At 57.6% G+C, this 19,501-nt stretch carries 16 protein-coding genes; 2 read left to right on the top strand and 14 right to left on the bottom strand.

Going from position 1 to position 19,501, the window contains the following annotated elements; all coding sequences use genetic code 11:
- Window positions 1-72 precede the first annotated feature (72 nt).
- Entirely contained in the window at window positions 73-1,716 is a 1,644-nt protein-coding gene (locus PKO02S_RS13095; RefSeq protein WP_127583439.1) for a glycosyl hydrolase family 28-related protein, read from the top strand.
- A 25-nt stretch (window positions 1,717-1,741) separates the two neighbouring features.
- On the opposite strand, the gene PKO02S_RS13090 is transcribed toward PKO02S_RS13095, so the two are convergent.
- From PKO02S_RS13090 to cas5c, 14 genes are all read right to left on the bottom strand, one after another.
- Window positions 1,742-2,935, bottom strand: coding sequence for a DegT/DnrJ/EryC1/StrS family aminotransferase (locus tag PKO02S_RS13090; RefSeq protein ID WP_127583437.1), 1,194 nt, complete (start codon window positions 2,933-2,935; stop codon window positions 1,742-1,744).
- 13 nt (window positions 2,936-2,948) lie between these two features.
- On the bottom strand, window positions 2,949-4,061 hold the full coding sequence (locus tag PKO02S_RS13085; RefSeq protein WP_127583435.1) for a GNAT family N-acetyltransferase: 1,113 nt from the start codon (window positions 4,059-4,061) through the stop codon (window positions 2,949-2,951).
- A complete protein-coding gene (locus PKO02S_RS13080) occupies window positions 4,058-4,870 on the bottom strand; it encodes a GNAT family N-acetyltransferase (RefSeq protein ID WP_164821433.1) in 813 nt (270 codons plus the stop codon). The genes PKO02S_RS13085 and PKO02S_RS13080 overlap by 4 nt, the downstream gene beginning before the upstream one ends.
- A complete protein-coding gene (locus PKO02S_RS13075) occupies window positions 4,867-5,493 on the bottom strand; it encodes a sugar transferase (RefSeq protein ID WP_127583431.1) in 627 nt (208 codons plus the stop codon). The genes PKO02S_RS13080 and PKO02S_RS13075 overlap by 4 nt, the downstream gene beginning before the upstream one ends.
- 11 nt (window positions 5,494-5,504) lie before the next feature.
- Window positions 5,505-6,626: an LCP family protein gene (locus tag PKO02S_RS13070; RefSeq protein ID WP_246066965.1), complete on the bottom strand. Its 1,122-nt coding sequence runs from the start codon at window positions 6,624-6,626 to the stop codon at window positions 5,505-5,507.
- A complete protein-coding gene (locus PKO02S_RS13065) occupies window positions 6,613-8,583 on the bottom strand; it encodes a polysaccharide biosynthesis protein (protein WP_127583429.1) in 1,971 nt (656 codons plus the stop codon). Before PKO02S_RS13065 ends, PKO02S_RS13070 begins: the two co-directional genes overlap by 14 nt.
- Before the next feature lie 87 nt (window positions 8,584-8,670).
- Window positions 8,671-10,035, bottom strand: coding sequence for a glycosyltransferase family 4 protein (locus PKO02S_RS13060; protein ID WP_218033926.1), 1,365 nt, complete (start codon window positions 10,033-10,035; stop codon window positions 8,671-8,673).
- The gene (locus PKO02S_RS13055) at window positions 9,932-11,215 is read right to left on the bottom strand and encodes an O-antigen ligase family protein (RefSeq protein ID WP_127583427.1); all 1,284 of its coding nucleotides are present in this window, start codon (window positions 11,213-11,215) and stop codon (window positions 9,932-9,934) included. Before PKO02S_RS13055 ends, PKO02S_RS13060 begins: the two co-directional genes overlap by 104 nt.
- 19 nt (window positions 11,216-11,234) lie before the next feature.
- Window positions 11,235-12,503, bottom strand: a complete 1,269-nt coding sequence (locus PKO02S_RS13050; RefSeq protein ID WP_127583425.1) for a lipopolysaccharide biosynthesis protein — start codon at window positions 12,501-12,503, stop codon at window positions 11,235-11,237.
- A gap of 4 nt (window positions 12,504-12,507) precedes the next feature.
- On the bottom strand, window positions 12,508-13,224 hold the full coding sequence (locus PKO02S_RS13045; RefSeq protein WP_164821432.1) for a CpsD/CapB family tyrosine-protein kinase: 717 nt from the start codon (window positions 13,222-13,224) through the stop codon (window positions 12,508-12,510).
- A complete protein-coding gene (locus tag PKO02S_RS13040; RefSeq protein ID WP_164821431.1) occupies window positions 13,172-13,951 on the bottom strand; it encodes a YveK family protein in 780 nt (259 codons plus the stop codon). Before PKO02S_RS13040 ends, PKO02S_RS13045 begins: the two co-directional genes overlap by 53 nt.
- A gap of 279 nt (window positions 13,952-14,230) precedes the next feature.
- On the bottom strand, window positions 14,231-15,112 hold the full coding sequence (gene cas7c / locus PKO02S_RS13035) for a type I-C CRISPR-associated protein Cas7/Csd2 (RefSeq protein ID WP_127583419.1): 882 nt from the start codon (window positions 15,110-15,112) through the stop codon (window positions 14,231-14,233).
- 49 nt (window positions 15,113-15,161) lie between these two features.
- Window positions 15,162-16,961, bottom strand: coding sequence for a type I-C CRISPR-associated protein Cas8c/Csd1 (gene cas8c / locus PKO02S_RS13030; RefSeq protein ID WP_127583417.1), 1,800 nt, complete (start codon window positions 16,959-16,961; stop codon window positions 15,162-15,164).
- Complete coding sequence (gene cas5c, locus PKO02S_RS13025) at window positions 16,958-17,635, bottom strand: type I-C CRISPR-associated protein Cas5c (protein ID WP_127583415.1); 678 nt, start codon at window positions 17,633-17,635, stop codon at window positions 16,958-16,960. The genes cas8c and cas5c overlap by 4 nt, the downstream gene beginning before the upstream one ends.
- A gap of 819 nt (window positions 17,636-18,454) precedes the next feature.
- On the opposite strand from cas5c, the gene PKO02S_RS13015 reads away from it, so the two are divergent.
- Window positions 18,455-19,126 carry a DUF559 domain-containing protein gene (locus PKO02S_RS13015; RefSeq protein ID WP_127583413.1) on the top strand — a complete coding sequence of 224 codons (672 nt, stop codon included), beginning with the start codon at window positions 18,455-18,457 and terminating at the stop codon, window positions 19,124-19,126.
- Window positions 19,127-19,501: the final 375 nt, after the last annotated feature.

Below are 19,501 nucleotides of genomic sequence, written 5' to 3'. Positions count from 1 at the left end.
GAATGCACCGCACACTGCTCTCTAGCGATTCATAAACTAGAAGACTACTAGAATGAAAGGAGTGCATGGTCTATGGCATTTACGCCTATTCCGGACGGTTCGATTACGACGAGCAAGCTGGCAAACGGCGCGGTCACATCGATCAAGCTTGACCCGGAGACGAACGGATATGTAAACGTTCGCTCGTTCGGTGCCGTCGGCGATGGAGTAAAGGATGATTCGGTAGCGATCCAGAATGCGATCGCAGCGGGAACGAACGGCCGCAAGGGGGTATTCGTTCCCGCCGGCGCCTACCGGGTATCCTCCGCCCAGATGCGCAATCCGGCCAGTACGGATTGGTGGTGCATCCGCGTCCCTTCCGGCGCCAACTTGCTGTTCGAGCCCGGCGCGAAGCTCGTGCTGGCCCCGAACGCCCCGTCGAACACCCGCGTGCTCGTCGTGTTCGGAGCGAATAACGTTACGCTCAGCGGCTATGTTGAGATCGACGGCAATGCGTCCGCTGTACGGGCGGGAGTGAACGATCAGCTGCACGGCCTGTTCGTCTCGAGTTCGCAGAACGTGCTGATCGATTCGGTCTACGTCCATGACTGCTATGGCGACAATATTTTCATCGGCGGCACCGAAGCAGCCCCCTCCATCAACGTCCGGATCGGCTATGCCCGTTGCGAAACGGCCGGCCGTAAAAATTTCGTCATCCACTTCGTCGATCAGCTGCATGTGAACTCGGCCTTGCTGAACAACAGCCGCGGAGGCGCACCCGGCTTCGGCGGAGAGAATTCGCTCGACCTGGAGCCAGACGAGTTCAAAGGGACGCGCAGCTTTTACCAACGGATCGACTCGCTCACCACAATCGGCCACGGCAACGATTTGTCGGCCGGCTTGACCGACTCGTTCGCCCGTTTATGGACACTCGACATCGGCTCGCTCGATATGAGGGTGGCCGGTACAACCGAGCCCGCGCTGCTCAGCTACGGGTTGACACTCAGCATCGGCCGGCTGTCGATTCAGTCGACCGACCATCGAGCCGCCTATGGACTACAAACGCTCTATTCCCAGTTCATCGATATCGCCAGCGCCCGAATTTCGGGAATCGGAGGTCCCGCCGTGTATTGCGCCGCGAGCGGTGGAGGCAAACCTAGACTCCGGATCGGCAGCCTGGAGCTGGACGGATCGGGGTCGTCCCGATCGAGCGGCGTCCGCATCGACGGCGGCGACTTGTTCGTCGGTACGCTGGATGCGCAGAGCTTGAACGGCACCGCGCTGCATGTGTTCTCGACCGAGCCGGATACGATGGCGACCGTCGACAATATGGTCGTCCGCAACAGCGGGACGAATCAGGTCGCACTGTTGTCTTCCTATGGGTCGGCCAAACCTTCCGTTCGGCTGAACAACATCGCCGTCTTCGACACACGCAACACGCGTGTTCGGCGAGTGCTTGAATTTGAGACGCTCGCCTCGATGCAAGGCGCATCGATCGGAACGATCTTCAATCCGTACTCGATCCCCGAGTGGTACTCTACGTACGGCAACTTCCAGAAGCAGCTCCGCTTGACGGGAGGAACGCTGCTGCCCGCCGTCTATATGGTGGAAGGATCGCCGGAAGGCGTCTTGTTCGCTCCGGTCGGCAGCTTGGCGATGCGTACGGACGGCGGCGCGCAGGCAACGCTGTACGTCAAGGAGTCCGGCACCGGCAGCACCGGTTGGCGGGCTAAGTAGCTTCCAGGAGCGGTTAGCGTCCATCTCACAGCAAGCTGTTGCGGTTCTGCAAACATGTCTCGACCGTCACAATGACCAGGTCTTGTTCCTCGTTCGTGAGCGAGGAGCCGGACGGCAGACAAATGCCTTCCGCGAACAACCGGTCGCAAACGCTGTACCCTTCGAAGTACGGGAAGTAGGCTGAGCGAGCAAACAACGGCTGCAGGTGCAGCGGCTTCCACACCGGCCTCGCTTCGATATTGCGACGGGCGAGGCAATCGATCAGTTGGCCGGCGGAAACGCCGGCCAGCTCTTCGTCGACCGTAAACGCCGTAAGCCACCGTGTCGAACGCCCTGACGGCGATTCCGGCATGAAACGAAACCCCTCTATACCCTCAAGCCTTTGTTGGTAGCGACGGAACAGGTCTCTTCGCCGGTTGATCCGAGCGTCAAGCTGCTCCAGCTGGCCCCTTCCGATCGCGGCCAGCACGTTGCTCAGCCTGTAATTGTAGCCCATGGCGGAATGCTGATAATGCGGAGCGGGATCGCGCGCCTGCGTCGCCCAGTGGCGAGCGGTCGCGAGCGCAGCGAGGTCGTCGGATACGAGCATGCCGCCGCCGGACGTCGTAATGATTTTGTTGCCGTTGAACGAGAAAACGCCGTATTTGCCCCAAGTGCCGCTGGCCTTCCCCCGGTAAGTAGCTCCGAGCGACTCTGCAGCGTCTTCAATGAGCACGATCCCGTACCGGTCGCAAGTCTCGGCGATCGGCTGCAGATCGGCGCTTTGGCCGTACAGATTGACGACGACCGCTGCCTTCAGCGTATGGCCCGAATCCGTTACCGCTCGGCATGCCCGTTCAAAGGCAAGCGGACACATATTCCACGTCTCGGGCTCGACATCGACGAACACCGGATGCGCGCCCAAGTAGAGGATCGGATTGGCGCTGGCCACGAACGTTAACGACGAGCAAATCACATAGTCGCCATGCTCGACGCCGGCAAGTCGGAGGGCGAGATGCAGCGCGGCGGTGCCCGAAGCGAGTGCGAGAGCGCCGTGAGAACCGGTATATTGGGCGATTTCCCGCTCGAAGGCATCGACATGAGGTCCGAGCGGCGCGATCCAGTTGGACCGGAAGGCGTCCTCCACATAGACTTTCTCCTGCTCGCCCAGATGCGGCGGGGATAGCCATATTCGCGGATGCGAATCGACTTGTGCAGCATTCTTCAGCTGTCCGTTCATTTTCCCGTCCTCCTCATGATCGAGTCTCTGCCAGGCTGCCGAGCGCAGGGTGGCGGTAAAGCGGAAAATAGTCGTTGTTCACGCCGCTCCCCCATTTTGTTCGAAACCGTTCATATAGGTCAGGGAATAAGACGCGTTGCCCGAGCCAATATTCGAGCGGCGGAAGATGGGTGGCGAATCCGCGCTTGAAATCGAAAAGCCGATCGTCGCCGGTATAGCCTCCTCCCAAGTGAAACTGCTCGAACCCGCGTTCGATTCCCCATCCGGAAGCGGCATGGATCAGCATCTTGGTGGGGGCCCAATGCAGATACTCTCTTTTCCACCCGCTCAAGTGGTAGTGCATCCAGGGATGCTCGTGCATGACGAGGCAGGCCGCAATCGGATGTTCGCCGTCGCGAATCTCGAACAGCTCCAGCTTCCCCTGGAGATGACGGACCGTGCTCTCGAAGTACGAACGAGGGAAGTAATAGAACGGGTTCGCTTGCAAATCGTTCATGGTCCCGTAGTATAGCTCGATAAAGGCATCCAATCCTTCTTCCGGCGAAGCAGTCCCGACTTGGAGCGGAGAGGAGCGGAATTTGCGAATATTTTTCTTATGATTGCTGCAATAATGCTCGGTCAAGTCCGCTTCCGTCTGCCCGCGCAAGTCGATGGCGGCCGTATGGCGGTTCAAGCGGGTTTCTACGCCGGGGTAGTCAGCTGCATTGCCGAGCAGTGGATGAAAGCGGACGAACTCCGTCAGCACTTGCCGCTCCTTGCACACCGCTGCGAACATATCGGAAAACGCGGCAAATAGCTTCTCCCGATCCGGTCCAGGAGGCGTGTTCGTAATCGGACCGCCGTACCCATAGGGGGTGGCGATGTCGTACCACTCCCCAGGCAGCCCTAGTGCTTGCACAATGAACGATTCTTTCAACGAGCGGAGAAGATACGGATATACGACAAGCCGATCTCCTTCTCTGTAAACGAACAGCTCTGCCTGCTGCTCCCCTTCCACCTCATAAAGCCGGTTGTATTCGCATGTATAATAGATATCCTTCTCCGGCATCCAACTTAATACGGTCGTCCAAGCGACGGCTTGAGTCGATTTGATGATTTCCGCGTGACCTATAGCCGATCGAATCATCGGTACACAGCCTCCTTCTCCACCGATTTGATCATGCGGATGCTCTCCGTTATGAGGACTAGTCCGGATTCGGCCAAATGCAAGTTCGGCTCCGGCGTCAGCAGCAGCACATCGCGATCGGCATCAAGCTCGGCAAGGTAATAAAGCAACCGGCCACCCTCGTCCCAGTCTCTGCCCTTCGCTTGAATGCGAAACAGCTTGTTCCCTAGCCTCCCTATTTGCACCGTGCCGCTCGGAGTACGAAGCTTGAGAGAGGAAAAACCATAGGCGGCATGATGGGCCTCAGCAATGGGGTATTCGTCGATGATGCAAGGGGAAGCGGCTGCTGCCGGATCGAGCGGCTCGAGGCTCTCTTCGCCAGTTCTCAGCGCGCCTTCGTACCAATACGTCCTTCCGGCTTCCTCGAAGCCCAGTCGCAAATACCAGGCATACGCGGACTCGTTCCACGAAAAGACATCGAGCGCCATCGTACGAACTCCGTCCTTACGAGCCAACTCCTCCCCATAGGCAACAAGTCGACCGCCGACGCCTCGGCTGCGGAAATCCGTTTCCACCATCAGGTTATTCAGCACGACCATCTGGTCGAGTCGCCGCCATTCGGCAAATCCGACCAACCGATCCTCGATATACGCGCCGATCAGATGAGTGGACGATCGTTCCCCGCATCGGCAGGAAGCTCGCAAATATTCGTTATAGCCGTCGCAGGCGAATATGGTCCGGGTGTACTCCTTCTCAGGCATCGCTTGCCGAAGCATGCTGCAAGCATGGTCAACGTCTTCCAGCCGAAACGGACACACGATGATCCTCATAGCGATCCCTCCTTCATCCATTCGCGGTACCGGTCTAGCGGAAGATCGTGGTGCGCCGGATTGGCGACGACATCCTCCTGCCGCAGCACCTTCAGCAGCGTTTTGCCGAAAATGAAGAAGTCGAGCCGCCAGCCAAGCTTCTCCACGTAAGCAATATCGAATGCAAGCCGCTCATTCCAGCTCAAATGATTGCGTCCTGAAATTTGCGCCAGCCCGGTCATTCCGGGACGGACGGTAAAACGAAGCTTCTCCCGCACGGAGTAGTACGGGCTGTAATGGGGAAGCAACGGGCGAGGACCGATCAAGCTCATCTCCCCTTTCAAGACGTTGAACAGCTGCGGCAGCTCATCCAGGCTCAGCTTGCGAATCATTCCTCCGAATGCGGTGAACCGCATGCCGTCGGGGAGCAGCTCGCCATTCGCATCGTACAAATTGGCCATCGTGCGGAATTTGTAGATCCAGAACGGTTTCTCGTGCAAACCCGGCCTCAGCTGCTTGAACAATACCGGTCTCCCCAGCTTGATCACGGTCAACAGCGCTACGGTCGCCATAATGGGAGCGATGCCGATCAATAGGATGATCGCGCCGGCGATGTCGAAGCCTCTTTTCCAGAACTCGTACATCGAACCCCTCCTTATTCCAAAAATAGACGCTCCCGGATCGAGCGCACTTGAACCGGATCGGCATTCCAGTAATACACCTCGGACCCGACGAGAGGATCTCGCGCGAACAAGTCGCGGCCCGGAATTTGCTCGTAGGCGAAATCGTCCGCCTCCATGCCGCTGAACAGCCAGGCGAGGCTGATCAGGTCGCTGTCGCGAAAGCTCGTATCGAGCATGCTGCTCCTGCCGCTCTTGAGGAGGCCGGCCAAATCGAGCAGATGCTCCGGTCGCAGCAGCTGCTTGGCGAGCGCACGGACGATGCGAAACTGCTCGCGCTGGCGGCCGAAGTCGCCGTCCGCCAGCGAATACCGCTCCCGTGCCAGGAACAGCACATGCTGGCCGTCCAGCCGCTGCCAACCGGCCCGGATCGTAATTTCCGGCGTAATCGTCACGTCCTGTTCCACCATCATGTCCACGCCGCCGATCGAGTCGATGAAATCGATCACGCCTTCGAAATTCGTCTTCATGTAGTGATGCACGGGAATGCCCAGGAAATCGCTCACCGCCTGCACGAGCAGAAGCGTGCCCTGCTTGTTGCCGCCCTTGTTCTCGCCGACGATGTGGGCGTGGTTGATTTTCGTGTAGCCTGCTCCTTGCACATAAACCCGTGTGTCGCGAGGAATGGAGACGATGTTCACCTTCCGCTGATCCGGCATGACATGGGCCGCCATGATCGTGTCGGCACGAGCGCCAGCTTCGCCCCACGAATCGGTGCCGATGAGTACGACGTTGAAGGAATTGGCGGATCGCTTCGGCTGGAGCTGGGAAGGTTTCGTGGCGGCTGCGCCGGTTGTTGGGGCAGGATCCGGACTGGGCACGGCAGACGGCTCCGGACTTGGATGGCTGTCGCCGTCGCTTCGTTCGTCTAGCGGTATGGCGGGCTCAATCGCAACGGGTTGGGGCAATGCCATGGCGTTTTTGTAATCCGGGATCTGAAAATGATGCTGCGGATGCAGTCCCCATAGCTTCCATAGGAAGGTGAGGACGCCTAGTAGGAGTAGTAGGAAGAGGAGAATACCGAACCGCCATTTTCGCCGACGGGTTGACTTGCTCGAAACATGCTTTTCGCGGGACGACTCCTCAAGTGCCGGCATGGACTTCCACCTTGACCGGATGCAGCAGCTTTTTGTCGGCCGGACCTGGGGACATCTCTTCTTCCGCCAGTCCCAAGTAGCTTGGAACCAGCTGCTTCAGCAGCTTCTTGATCTGCAGACTGCCCGCCGCAAACTCGTATCGGCTGCCGATCTGCTCCAGTAATCCGATCAGCTGAATAAATTCCGCATGCGGAAACACGGGCGGGGCACTGACCAGAATCCGATCGCATTTCGTGACGGTGAGCCCCTCCTCTTCTGTGAGCAGCTCCTCGTAGAGCTTCTCTCCCGGTCGAATGCCAGTTACGACAATGGGGATATCTTGGTCAGGCTCCAGCCCCGACAAGCGAATCAAGTCTCTCGCGAGATCATAGATGCGCACGGGTTTGCCCATATCGAGCACGAACACTTCGCCGCCTTGCGCGAGAACGCTCGCTTGGATGACCAGCTGCGCCGCCTCCGGGATCGTCATGAAGTAACGCACCATATCGCGATGCGTAATCGTGACCGGTCCCCCGTTCTCGATCTGTTTCTGGAACAACGGAATGACGCTGCCGCGGCTGCCGAGCACGTTGCCGAACCGAACGGTCGCGAAGGCGGTGCTGCTGGAGGCGTTGATATGCTGCACGATCATTTCCGCTACTCGTTTGGTTGCGCCCATGATGCTGGTCGGATTCACTGCTTTGTCGGAGGAGACGAGAATGAACCGCTCCACTCCGTACCGGTCGCTCGCTTCCGCCACATTTCTAGTGCCGAGGACGTTGTTCTTGATCGCTTCCAGCGGATTGCTCTCCATAAGCGGCACATGCTTGTGCGCGGCGGCGTGGTAGACGACGGTCGGCCGGTGTTTGCGGAACACGCTGTCGATGCGGTTCGAATCTTGAATGTCGGCGATGATCGGCACCATCGGCAAACTCGGAAATTGCCGGCGCAGCTCCTGCTCGATCGAATAAATGCTGTTCTCGCCGTGGCCCAGCAGCAGCAGCTCTCGCGGTCCGAAGGCAGCCAGCTGACGGCAAAGCTCGCCGCCAATCGAGCCGCCAGCCCCGGTGACGAGAATGGTCTCCCGCTCCAGGCTCCCTCGAATTTCCTCGAACGGCAGCTTCACCGGCTCGCGACTGAGCAAATCGTTTACGCTGACTTCACGGATCATGTTGATCGCGATTTTGCCGTTCAAGATGTCCGTCATGCTGGGCAGCAGCTTGATTCGGGCGGGCGTTGTCTTGCAAATCTCGAGAATTTCCGTGACCGCCGTCCTCGATGCGGCCGGCAGGGCGATGACGATATAGGCGATATCGAATCGTTTCACTGCTTCTGGAATCAGGTGCCGGTTCCCGATGATCGGCAAACCCATCATACGGAGCTGCTGCTTCGCCGGATCGTCGTCGACGAAGGCGACGGGGCGCATGAATTTGTAGCGGGAATGTTTGATCTCTCGTGCGACGAGAAGTCCCGCTTTGCCTGCGCCTACGATCAGCAGGTTGCCCAGGGCTGGCGTGTGAGCGGTCGATTGGCTGCCTTTGTCCCCCGCTCCTGGAGCTGCAGGCGGCGAGGCTGGCATATAATCGTGCAGGAAACGACTGATCAGCCGCAGCCCTGCCATGCCTAAGAACACATACCCCACCGCGGTATAAAGGGAAAGCGGCAGCCGGTAGTCAGGAAGGAGTATATGCGCCGCCGCATTGCCGACAATGATGCCGGCCAGTGTAAGCAAGCTCGTCTTGACGAGCAACAACAGCTCCTCCATGCTTGTATAACGCCATAGAGGTTGATACATTTTGTATCCAAAGAAACACACCGCATGTACCGCCCCATGAATTCCGATTGCAATCGGCACCATGTGCAGGTAAGCCTGCGGAATATGAAAATCAAATCGAAACGAAAATACGAGCCAAACCGAAAGCGCCACGATCCCGGCATCCAACAAAGCCATCCGAATCAAACGCATCCTCTTCGCCATCCCATACCTTCCACCCTTATCGACCGAATGATCAACCGTTCGCCCATTCGTGCTGTAGTAGTCACTGCCTGTTAGCCGTCTTCTGCGCTAGTTGCCCGCCGTGCGCTCGGTGGCGACGGCAGTAGGCTGTGTCGGTGAGCGCATCTTCTTCGTAGCAGATTGCGGCCAGGCGAGCGCGTCCTTGTAGATCGCTTCCATCTCGCGCAGCACGGCCGGCAGGCTGAAGCCGGCGATGCGCTCTACTGCGGCGGCCCCCATGGCGGCCGCCCGCTCCGGTGCGTCGCGGAGCTGAAGCAGCGCGTCCGCCGTTGCCCGCGCGTCGCCGACCGGCACGAGACGCCCGGTCTCGCCATCCGCGACGAGATCGCGGATGCCGCGGATGCGGGTGCCGACGACCGGCTTGCCGGCGGCCATCGCTTCCATCACCGCGCGGGGCAGCCCCTCGCGGTGCGACATGAGCGCTGCGGCGTCGCACGCCCGCAGCAGGGCAGGTACGTCGCGCCGGTAGCCGAGCGCGTGCACCCGGTCCCGCACGCCGAGCCGCTCGGCGTGCGCCAGCAGCTCCGGCGCGGCCGGGCCCGTGCCGGCCAGCGCGAGCTGGACGCGGGCGTCGCCGCGCGCCTGCAGCAGCCCCAGCGCCTCGACGAGCTGGCGCTGGTTTTTGTTGGCGTTCAGCTCCGCCACGCACAGCACCACGAACGCCGGCGGCTCGCCTTCCGCCTGCGGGGGCAACCCGAACAGCTCGCGCCTCGCCGCCTCGCTGTCCAAACCCAACGGCTCGCGCCTCGCCGCTTCGCCGCCGCCCGTGCCTGGCCGACCGAACTCGGCCAGGTCCAACCCCACGCCGGGCACGTACACCGCCCGGCCGGGCCGGCGCCATCGCCAGCTCCGCGCCCGCTCCCAGTCCTCACCGTTCATGGTGAGGAGCACATCAGTCGAGCGCGCCATCCAACGCTCCAGCGGATAGTAGAGCAGCCAATTCAATAGTGGCGCTCCGTCATAGAAGTGGAAGCCGTGCGCCGTGTAAAGCGTGCACGGGATGCCGGCTCTTCGCGCTGCGAGGCGGCCAAGGAGGGCCGCGACCGGCGTATGCACGTGCACGAATTGGAACCGCTCTTGCCGGAAGCTGGCTTCGAGCTGGCGCAGCGCGCGCAAGTTGCCCGGCTGCAGCGGGCTGCGATGGATCGGCACGTCGTGGCAGACGATGCCTGCCCCTTCTAGCCGCTCACACTCGGCTCCCGGCTGCGCATAGGCATGCACCTCACAGCCGAGCTCCTGCAGCAGCCGCATGTACGGCAGATGGAAGCCGGTGAAGTGGCCGTAAATCGAAGCGACGAATGCGACTTTTCTACCCGCTTCCTGTGCGGCTGCTGGTGCTGGTGCTAGAGCCTGGTCCGGGATTGAGGTTACCGCTCGAGACGACGTCGCAGATCCGCTTTTCATTTGTTCCATGTGACACCTCCTTCGGAGAATTCGGGATCGTTAGCTTCAAACAAGCGGCATTCATCGCCATCAAGAACCACCAATACCGCTGGTAAAGCGCCTCGATCCCCATCGACAGCCCGATCATCGCGGCATGTCCGAGCAAAAGCCCTAGGATGATCGGCTTGTACTTCGGGTCCGCCGCCCGATAGGAGCGAATCCCGACGAAGAAAAACCAGGCGATGAAGCCGCAATACACGAGCAAACCGAGCAAGCCGAATTCCGTCATGAACCACATCGGCGTGTTATGGATGATAATGCGAAGCTCATAGTTGTACGTCCCTAGGCCGATGCCGACGATCGGACTTTGCGCGATCCAGTCGAACGCTTTTGTCAAAATGTCGAGCCTGGATTGGATTTGCGATGGGCGACTGGCCATTGTGGCGAACACGTTCAAGTACTCCGTGCCCTTGTAGAGGAGCAACCCGGCGAAAGCCGCCGCGAAGCCGCCGACCACCTTGAGCAGCTGCTTGCGTTTCGTCACCGCGAGCGCCGCCAGCACAAGCGCCAGGCCGATCCAGGACGAGCGGGAAAAGGTCATTAGAATACCGCCGGACAAACTGAGCGTTGCGATCGCGCTTATCCAACCGCGTAATAACGGCTCCGGTCCACCGCTCGTGATGATGTGCAGAGCGAAGGCGGTCACGAGCAGCCCTCCGTAAGCGTTCGGGTCGATCAGCATGCCGGAGAGACGGCCATCCTGCATCATAAACGGGATCTTCACCCCGCTGAAAAAAGCGAACAACGCGATCGCATTCATACAGAGCACGCTGATCAGAAACGCTCGCAGCAGCTTGTACATCCGCTCCCAGCTCACGGTCGACTGCACGAGCAGGATGTACGTCAACAGCAGCAGCACGAACCCGATGTCTTTTTGCACAAGCGCGTATTTCGGTAAAAACCCATTGCGCAGCATCGACACCGACGAAGCGAATACGAACAGCAGAAGCATTCCCCAGTGCCACGAGCTGAACTGGCGGCGATCGAGCCTCAGACGAAGTCCAGCGGCTAGCAACCCGAGCAGCAGGAACAGATCGGACGGGGCTAGCCGGAAGGCGCCGCCGAAGTCGAACTGTGCCGGCAAACAAACGATGTAGCCAAAAACCGCGATGTGAACAAGCTTGCGATGTAGGGTCGGCATCGTGTCCATCCGGTCCGCCTCCTTTCCGTCAACCTGCTGCTTGAGCGTTTGAGTGGATCTCGGTGTTCTCGGCTCTTCTTGAATTCGCTCTTCGCAGCAGCTCCCGACGGAGCAGAACGAAGCTTCCAACCGTTTGCACTACCCATGCCGCACAGATCGCTTGCGCAGCCCCAATGAGCCCGCTTCTTGGCACTAGCCACCAACAAAGTAGTCCATTGCAAGCGATCGTGAGGAGGAACAGCGGGATTTGCCTTTTGAACAACCCGGCGGCTACAAGACCGTACCAGAGAACGGAGCCGGCGAAGACGAATGCCGTTGTAAGGAGCAGCCAACGGAACGGAGCCGTATAGGCTGCCATTTCCGGGCTGAACAGCAGCTTAAGCAGCTCCGAGCCGAACAGCCAGCCTACGGACACGCCTGCTGCACTAACCGCGAGCCCGAGCGCAATCATCCTTTTCATCAGAGTTGCAAACTGCGAGTCAGCTCCCGCTTCATGCCAGCTTGCGAGCCGCGGGGTGAACGCCTCCCCTAGAGCGGTAACGACTACTTGGCAGGCGACGATGAGGTAGGACATTGCGGCATAGACGCCGAGCTCGTGGTCCCCGAGATAAGCGGAGATGGCATATTGCGGGAGATTGGCGTTCAACGAGACGAGCGCCAGAACGATGCCAAGCGGCAAGCTTTTACGGGCGATGGTCGACAGCTTGCTTCTATCAAATGCAGGGCGAATGTTGACGAATCGGCTCGCCGCACGGCCTTCGAACACACAGGCGATAACGAACCATCCGATAATCATGGTGAGCAAGGCGAAGCTGAGGCTTTGCGTAGGGATATACACCAGAGCGATGCTTAGGATGGAGATGAGGCCTTTGGCCGCTCTGGATGCGGAGACGATGTCCAGCTTGTCTTGCTTCTGGCAAATACCGAACAAAATGTCACTGATGGATTCGATGATGCGGGACAGCATAATGAGCCCGATTACGGCGGTCGATTGACCATCGAAACCGGCCGCACCGATAACCCCCAGCGTTACAAGGACAGCTAAGACGGTCGTGAGCCCCCTCAGGCCGATGTAGTCGCGGGCTTCGGCATGGGCATGGCTCGACGAGTCGACGATGTAGACGGCTCGGAGATGCAAATGCGATAGCATGAAGATCGGCGCGGTCACTGCCAGCCCCAGCGCGTAGCGCCCAACGTCGGCGGCTGAGCCGAACTTGCTCAGCAGGACGACGATGACGAACTGGGCGGCTGCGTAGAGCAGGTTGCCCGACAAGTAACGCAAAGCTTTCCGCTTCATCGCCTTAGCCTTTCCTCGGCCCCGAAGCGGTCACCCAATCGGCGAGCTCCTCGCTGCCAATCGCGTAGCGCCGTCTCCTGCCGCTTCGCCGGTTCAGCACGGCGCCGAGTAAACGCGCTCCGTTCCTCTCCAGCAGCTGCTTGGCTGTCGCGGCGTGCTTCTGCAGCACTTTGCCGGAGCGGACGACGAGCAGCACGCCTTCAGCCATCCGAGCTAGCGTTAAAGCATCGGAGAAAGGCATGAGCACCGAGGACGCGTCGATAACGATCGTGTCCCAATGGTTGTGAAGCTCGGCGAACAGCTCCTTCATGCCGGTCGAGCCTAGCAGCTCCGCCGGATTCGGCGAGATCGGGCCGGAGGTGAGCACATGTAGCCCCTCCAACTCCTGAATCGGATAGATACAATCTTGCCAACGGGCTTGTTCCACCAAAATGCTCGTCAGCCCGCTCCCATTCGGCAGGTCGAATACTTCGTGCACGGCCGGCGTCCGCAAATCCCCGTCCAGCAGCAGCACTCGTCGCCCGTTCTCCGCCATTGCCGCAGCCAAGTTGGCCGCTATGGTCGATTTGCCCTCTCCCGGCAAGGAGCTTGTGACGAGCACGGAACGAATTTCGCCGCCGACCCGCGAATAACGAATGTTCGTGCGAATGGAGCGGAACCGCTCGGCATTAGTTGATTTCGGGTGGGCCAGGCAGTATAGCCGAGGCGTTGTTTTCTTCATCCTTTTTCGCTCCTTCCGCTTCATCCGTAGGTTTTGCTGTCGCTTTAGTCGCTGTTCGCTTCTTTCTCGGTTTTAGCTTGCCTAATGTCCCGAGCAGCGGCAGCTGGAGATCGAGCTCGATGTCCTTCACGCTGCTGACCCGCTTGTCCGCCATCTCACGCAGCATGGAGATCGAGATCCCTGCCATAAGCGCCAGGCCGAATGCGACGGTCATGTTGAACAGCGGCTTGGGCGTCACCGGGATCGGGGTAGACGGCACCTTGGCCGGATCCAGCGCCATGATGTTCTCCACGCCCATGATGGAGCGGATGTTCGCATTGAACGCTTCTGCAAAGCCGTTCGCGATGTCGGCCGCCCGCTGCGGATCCGAATCGGTGACGACGACCGTCGTGACGAGCGACTCACTGCTTGTCCGCGTCTCGACCTGCTCGAGCAGCTTCTCCGGCGTCGAGTCCAGCGCCAGTCTGCTGACGACCGCTTCGGCGATGCGTTTGCTGCGGATGATTTCCCCGTACGTCGTCGCCAGCTTCTGCCCGGCCACGATATCCCCCATCGCCTGGGAGGGCTTGTCTCCCTGAATGAGGAACGAGGCCGTCGATTCATATTCCGGCTTCAACACGTAGTAGCTTACATACCAGGCCAGTCCGACCGCTGCGACCGCCAGCGCCGTGATGAACCACAAGCGGCGTTTGACCAGCTTCCATAAACTCCCCAGCTCGAATTCCATAGGCATTCTCCTTGCTGCGGGAAACGCTCCCGCCATGCTCCATTTCGTGACTTGCCTTAACATCTTATTTCTGAGTCTTCCAGGTTATGTCTAAGTTGATCTATAAAAAAGGACAAACTTTCTGAACAAGAAAAGACCGCCTCCAGCGGTTTCCCACTTGAGACGGTCTCATCTTAGCTGCCCCCGAACCGGGAGCTCTTATTCTCATAGATAGATCAACTTGGACATCACCTGGTTTCAACCCACACCCCCTGTCGGGAGCGACCATTGCTTCTTTCTTTAATCCAACTCGGCGATTTGCACCCCTGAAGGGCATTCTTCTGCTTGCACACGCACCGCGTAATCGCGATACGATCTAGCCGGTCCTTCCGAGAGGCGTTCAGTTGTGATCAGCTCGAACAATCGATGCGCCTGCGCGTTACCCAGCCCGGTGGCATGCTCGAAGACTATCAGCTTGCGCAGCGTCATCTGCCCGCGGGAAGCGGAGCGGTCGTGCTCGAACATGTTGCGGATCGCCTCCCACAGCAGCTCGAGGTCCTCCTTGGTGAAGCCGGTCCGACGGGCGAGCTGCGCCGAGACGAATCCATCCATCCGGTACAACGCGTAAGGGATGATGTGCTTGCGCCCCATCTCCCGGCCCTTCTCTTCCCCTTCTCGGGTAACCGCTTGGCGGGTGATCGTCACTTCTTGGGAAAAGATTGGCTCCACGCTCCGGGAAAACGTGAACTGCACCGGTCCCCTCACTTGGCCGCAATTGACCTTCGTGTTCATCACGGCGCCGAACGTGCGGATGTCGTAGAAGTTGTCGCACATCCATCGCGTCAGTAGTTCGGCCTCCGCCCGATCTTTCGGCATCAGCTCCGCCTTTTCCGCATCCGCAGGCCTCAGCTTTTTATATGCCAGCCGATTCCGTTCGTTCAGCACCGCGCCTTCGGTCACATAAATTTTATAGCCCTCTGCCTGCTCCCTCGCCAGCTCCACGTAATTGCGCACTTTGCGCTTGAGCGAGACATCCGTTACGATGCCATGTCCAGTTTCGGGGTCGATGCGTGGCATGTTGCCGGCGTCCGGGTCGCTGTTCGGGTTGCCGTCCTTTACATCGAAGAAGATGGAGAAATCATAACGCTTCAGCAGCGCCTGATCTTTGTTCGGAACGGCCATGGCCGCTCACCTCCTGTTTCTGGATGAGGAGCGTTAAGTTTTTTAGGGACTACAACTTCGTTGGCGTTTGAACAGTGTTTGCCGTCTCCTTTTCCTCTGCGGCTTCTGATTCGGTCCGGCCCGAGAAAAAATGCTCCCGCTGGTGGTAGTAGCCGAGGATGAACTGCCCTTGCTGGTTTAAATCCAATCGTTTGGGGAACGTCTCCATCGGACTTAGAATTTCTTGGATTTCCCGCTCCCGGTTATGTCCGTAATCCGCTTTCGAGATGTGGTGCTGGGATAGCTTCAGCAAAAGTGGGAACACGGATGCCGGGGTGGCCGATGCCGCGGAAAAATAGCGGTTTTTGATCGTAACGTTCAGTTTGTTGTAGCCTCCGGCCGCCTCCAGCTGCGTGCGCTCCAGAACGGCAAATAGGCGACCCAGTCGATAAGGGGAATTAGGTGTAGCTTCATTCAGACTCACGGTCAATACCTCCTTCAACGGTGTTTGCTCGTGGATTCTGGCGTAACGGGTCAGGTAAGCTTTGATGATGGATGTTCGGATCGACGAAACGGTTAGGTCAGCTTTAATTCGGTTCAAAATCGAGACGTACAGCGAGTAGGGGTATAGTTTGCCGGTAACGATGGAGGCGAATAGCTCCTCCGTTAGGGCTGGCGCGTTTTTTCCGACTTCTGCGAGTATTCTTTGGAGCGAGGGTGCTGGCAGCGTTTGTGTGGATACGATCTCCATGTCTTCCTGATGCTGCGCTAGCTGGTTCATGATTCGGCCGAAGTGGCCCTCCCAGTAAAACCGTACCGATATTCGAGCGTTGTTCGAGGAAAGTCCTAAGATGTGAAACGGCTGATCAACCACATTTTGTATCGAAGCAGACGCAACCGTAGATATTTTTCCACGGCTTGCGTTTGTTAGTGCGCGATGGACGTCTTCCATTGACAGCCACTCTGCGAAAATCGTTTCCGCCTCTCGGTCCAGCTGTTGTGAAGGCTGCGTCGTCGAAGCGTTTGTCCAAAACACAACCGTCATGTCGCCCAGATTGGGAATGCAGTGGCGGCCGGATGCAAGGAGCTCATTCAGAGCTGTCGTGTAGCCGAAGGCCGCTTGAAGGCTGACCGGCGCGTTGTAGCTTTGCGATTTGTTATAGGAGTCGAAAGCCGATTTGTTGAAGGAGACAACCGCCGCTCCGCTGCTTAAGGCGCCGCGGACTCCTTTGATTTTGACGTCGTGGATCCGGGAGATTGCGGCATTCGGCTGACCGGTGACGAGACATTGTCCGGTAACGGCATTTTCTTGTTCTTCGAGCTTGCTCGCGACCCAACAGTCTTTAATGTCGTTGGATTCGTGGAGAAATGTCTTGCTGCCTTCCAGCCGGAAGACGAATAGTTCCATAGCCGCATTCGGCAGCCTCTTAATGGAGTCCCAGATTGGCGAGTTGGTTGCTGGAGACGTCGGATCCCACTTGCTGAAAAAGAGTAGAACCGCCAGCGCTTCCGGTGACTCGCAGCCAGCTAAAACTTGCTGATGTAGGGCTTTGCTATGCTCGAATCGGCGTATGCTGTCTTGCTGCTTGGCCGGATTGGCTGCGAAGCCTAATAAATAGTCAGGCTTGTCGCACAAAAAATAAGGCTTGATGTTGGACTGTCTGGCCGGCTGCTCCGGCACATTTAGCTGCAGTGGCACTCGTTTGTAGCCGTTTGCGATGCGGATGTCGGTGATTCTCAGCAGTTCACCTGTCTTCGACAGTTCAAGAGCGTAGGCTATTTTTACTGGGGAGTTATGCGGCAAACCATGCTGTGACTTCGGATCCTGCCGTAACGTTTCATATCGCTCGTATAGCGCTTGGAGGATCAATGCGCACTCCCCCCTTTCCGGGGTATAGCCGGTACTTCAATGATGCCGCCATTCATAACAGCGTGGAAAAAATGCGGGACGATGTCCTTGTCCCCATGCTCGAGGTCATGCAGCATCCACCCGAGCTCTCGGTCGGGGGTGTCTCGGTAAAAGGATGAAGGGATCGCTTGGTTCGGCTCAAGCAGCTCGAAGTGCGCGGCGAATTCCCGACAGCCCAGATAGGGCTGATGGAATGTCTGCCCCTTCCGGGCTCGGCGGAGAAACATGTTGTAGTGAAGGGCCTGGGTATCATCGGCGCCTGCTCGATCGGTGAGGTCGAAGTGCGCCTCGATGAGGTAGGCTACTCGTTTCAAAAGCAAGGTCGCCCGCTGCTGTCGTTCTTCAGTCACAACTTGGGCTAAAGTACCTACTCCGCCCTTTATGGCGGCATGGACGAGCCTCGGCGATATTTTATTCTCGATCTCGTTCCGAAGCACCAGATCGAATTGTATTTCATTCAAGACGTGAATCCTGTCGATGACCCAGCGTATGGCCGGCTTCCAATGGATCGCTTCGAGCAACCCCCGTGCCGCAGAAGGGGTCATGACCTCATAGCTGACGCGCTCCACCTTCATCTCCGGTCTTGTGAAGCAGGCATAGTCGCCCCAAACCTTCAATTTGATCCCATATCCCATTAGCCCTCCGCCTGATCGCGTTTCGCGATTTTGTGACGCTAGTCATTTTAGCCTGCTACTATGGAATGGTCCCGTGTGAGTGTTTAAGTAAAATTCAGTTCCAGTGAACTAGTTAATTCGACGTATGCCCATGAATTCCTTTAAAATTTAGTACTTTCAAAAATTTTCAGCCGGCGTGGGGTTTTTCACAATACTGGCGCGGACCTGCGGGCCTGCGGATCTGCGGATCTGCGGACCCTTGTGAGTGACTCTGAACTCGATAACCAACTTCCCCCCTGTAAATAACTACATTCCGTCCTGTATTAGCAAACATACGTTCGGTATTGCTTTATTTCCCGGCATTCGCCCGAAAATAGCTAACTTTTGTTTGTTATTAACCAATATTCGGTTTGTTCCCACTCGCTGTATCCCGTTTACTGTCTGCTCCTTGATTCTTGCTGCCTGCTACCTCCCCTGTTCCTTGCTCCTTTCTAATCTGCTCATTGCACTCTGCTTCTTATTACTTGCTCACTGCTTCATACTTCCTGCACCCTGCTCCCTGCTCCTCTCCCCTGTTCCTTGCTCCTTCCTAATCTGCTCATTGCACTCTGCTGTTACTTGGCTCCCTGCTCCTTGCTTCTTGTTACTTGCTCCCTGCTCCCTGCTCCTTGCTACCTGCTACCTCCTCCCCCATCCCTATCCGCTATTGCCATCCACTCCGAAATGCTGTAATATACTGGGTACCAAACCCATAATTCGGAGTGAAGCACACCCCGCCGGCAGAGCTAATCTGCTGTGGGGTGTTTTTGCTTTTTCCGACGAGAAGGAGCTGAGCTGAAAATGTATCATCCGAATCTTACGCAATTCATTGAAGAATTCGAGCGCGAAGCCAGAATGAAAGGACACTATCGTGCTACTTTAGGCGAGATGGAGCTAGCCTTTCTGAACCAAGTGTGGGGCCCTGAGTTTCAGTACAACTTTTCAGGACTTCACGCGGAATATCCGTTCAAGGACTACAAAGGGGGGCAGCGTTTTGCCGACTTTGTATATGTCCGCTCCGGAATCAGACTGCTGATGGAGATCGACGGCTTCACTACTCATGCTCGCAATCTAGTACCCTCTGAGTTCGATGACCATCTTTCCCGGCAGAACGATCTGATTTTGTCTGGTTGGCTCGTCCTGCGGTTTTCCGCCAATCAAGTTCAGAGGCATCCGCAAGAATGCAAACGTGTCATCAAACAAGCCATTGGACACTGGTGGTCGCTCACACATGCGGTTGTTCCTGCTAAGGATGCAGATGTTTGGGCTTTTCGCAGACAGCATCTCGTGCATCTAGCAATCCGCCATCGTGGAAACATTACCCCGAAGCATGTGGCGTCAGAGTTTGATATCACCAATGAGGCAGCGGTAAAATGGCTCAAACGGTACCGAGATGAAGGTACATTTACCGGAAATGGAGAAGGTCAACGCGTGCGCTCATATCGATTGTCAAGTTACCAAGGGGATGAGTGAAATTGTCGCGCAGACTCTAGTTGGATAAGTTGCTTCCGATCGAAAGTTTGCTAATAACAAACCAAAGTTTGTTACTTTTGGCGGATCTATGAGGTAATGTGAGATAACAAACTGAAGTTTGTTATTAGCTAACCACTTGAAGTTATTTACGGAACGGATGTTAGTTAATTGCTGGAGGGGAAATGTGACGGGGTTTATGGAGAATCAAACGTGTATGGAGAGTAATTTAGCTAAGGGCGGCTGGGACAGCTGAGGTTGGTGGGTTGGTGGGATTGGTGGGTTGGTGGGACAGCTGAGGTTGGTGGGGTTGGTGGGGTTGGTGGGGTTGCTGAGGTTGGTGGGATTGGTGGGGTTGGTGGGGTTGGTGGGGTTGGT

Source organism: Paenibacillus koleovorans NBRC 103111, assembly GCF_004000845.1.
In the GTDB taxonomy this organism is placed as follows: Bacteria; Bacillota; Bacilli; order Paenibacillales; family NBRC-103111; genus Paenibacillus_AA; species Paenibacillus_AA koleovorans.
Note: the sequence above shows the minus strand (reverse complement) of the source record. Positions and strands in the feature narration are given on the sequence as shown.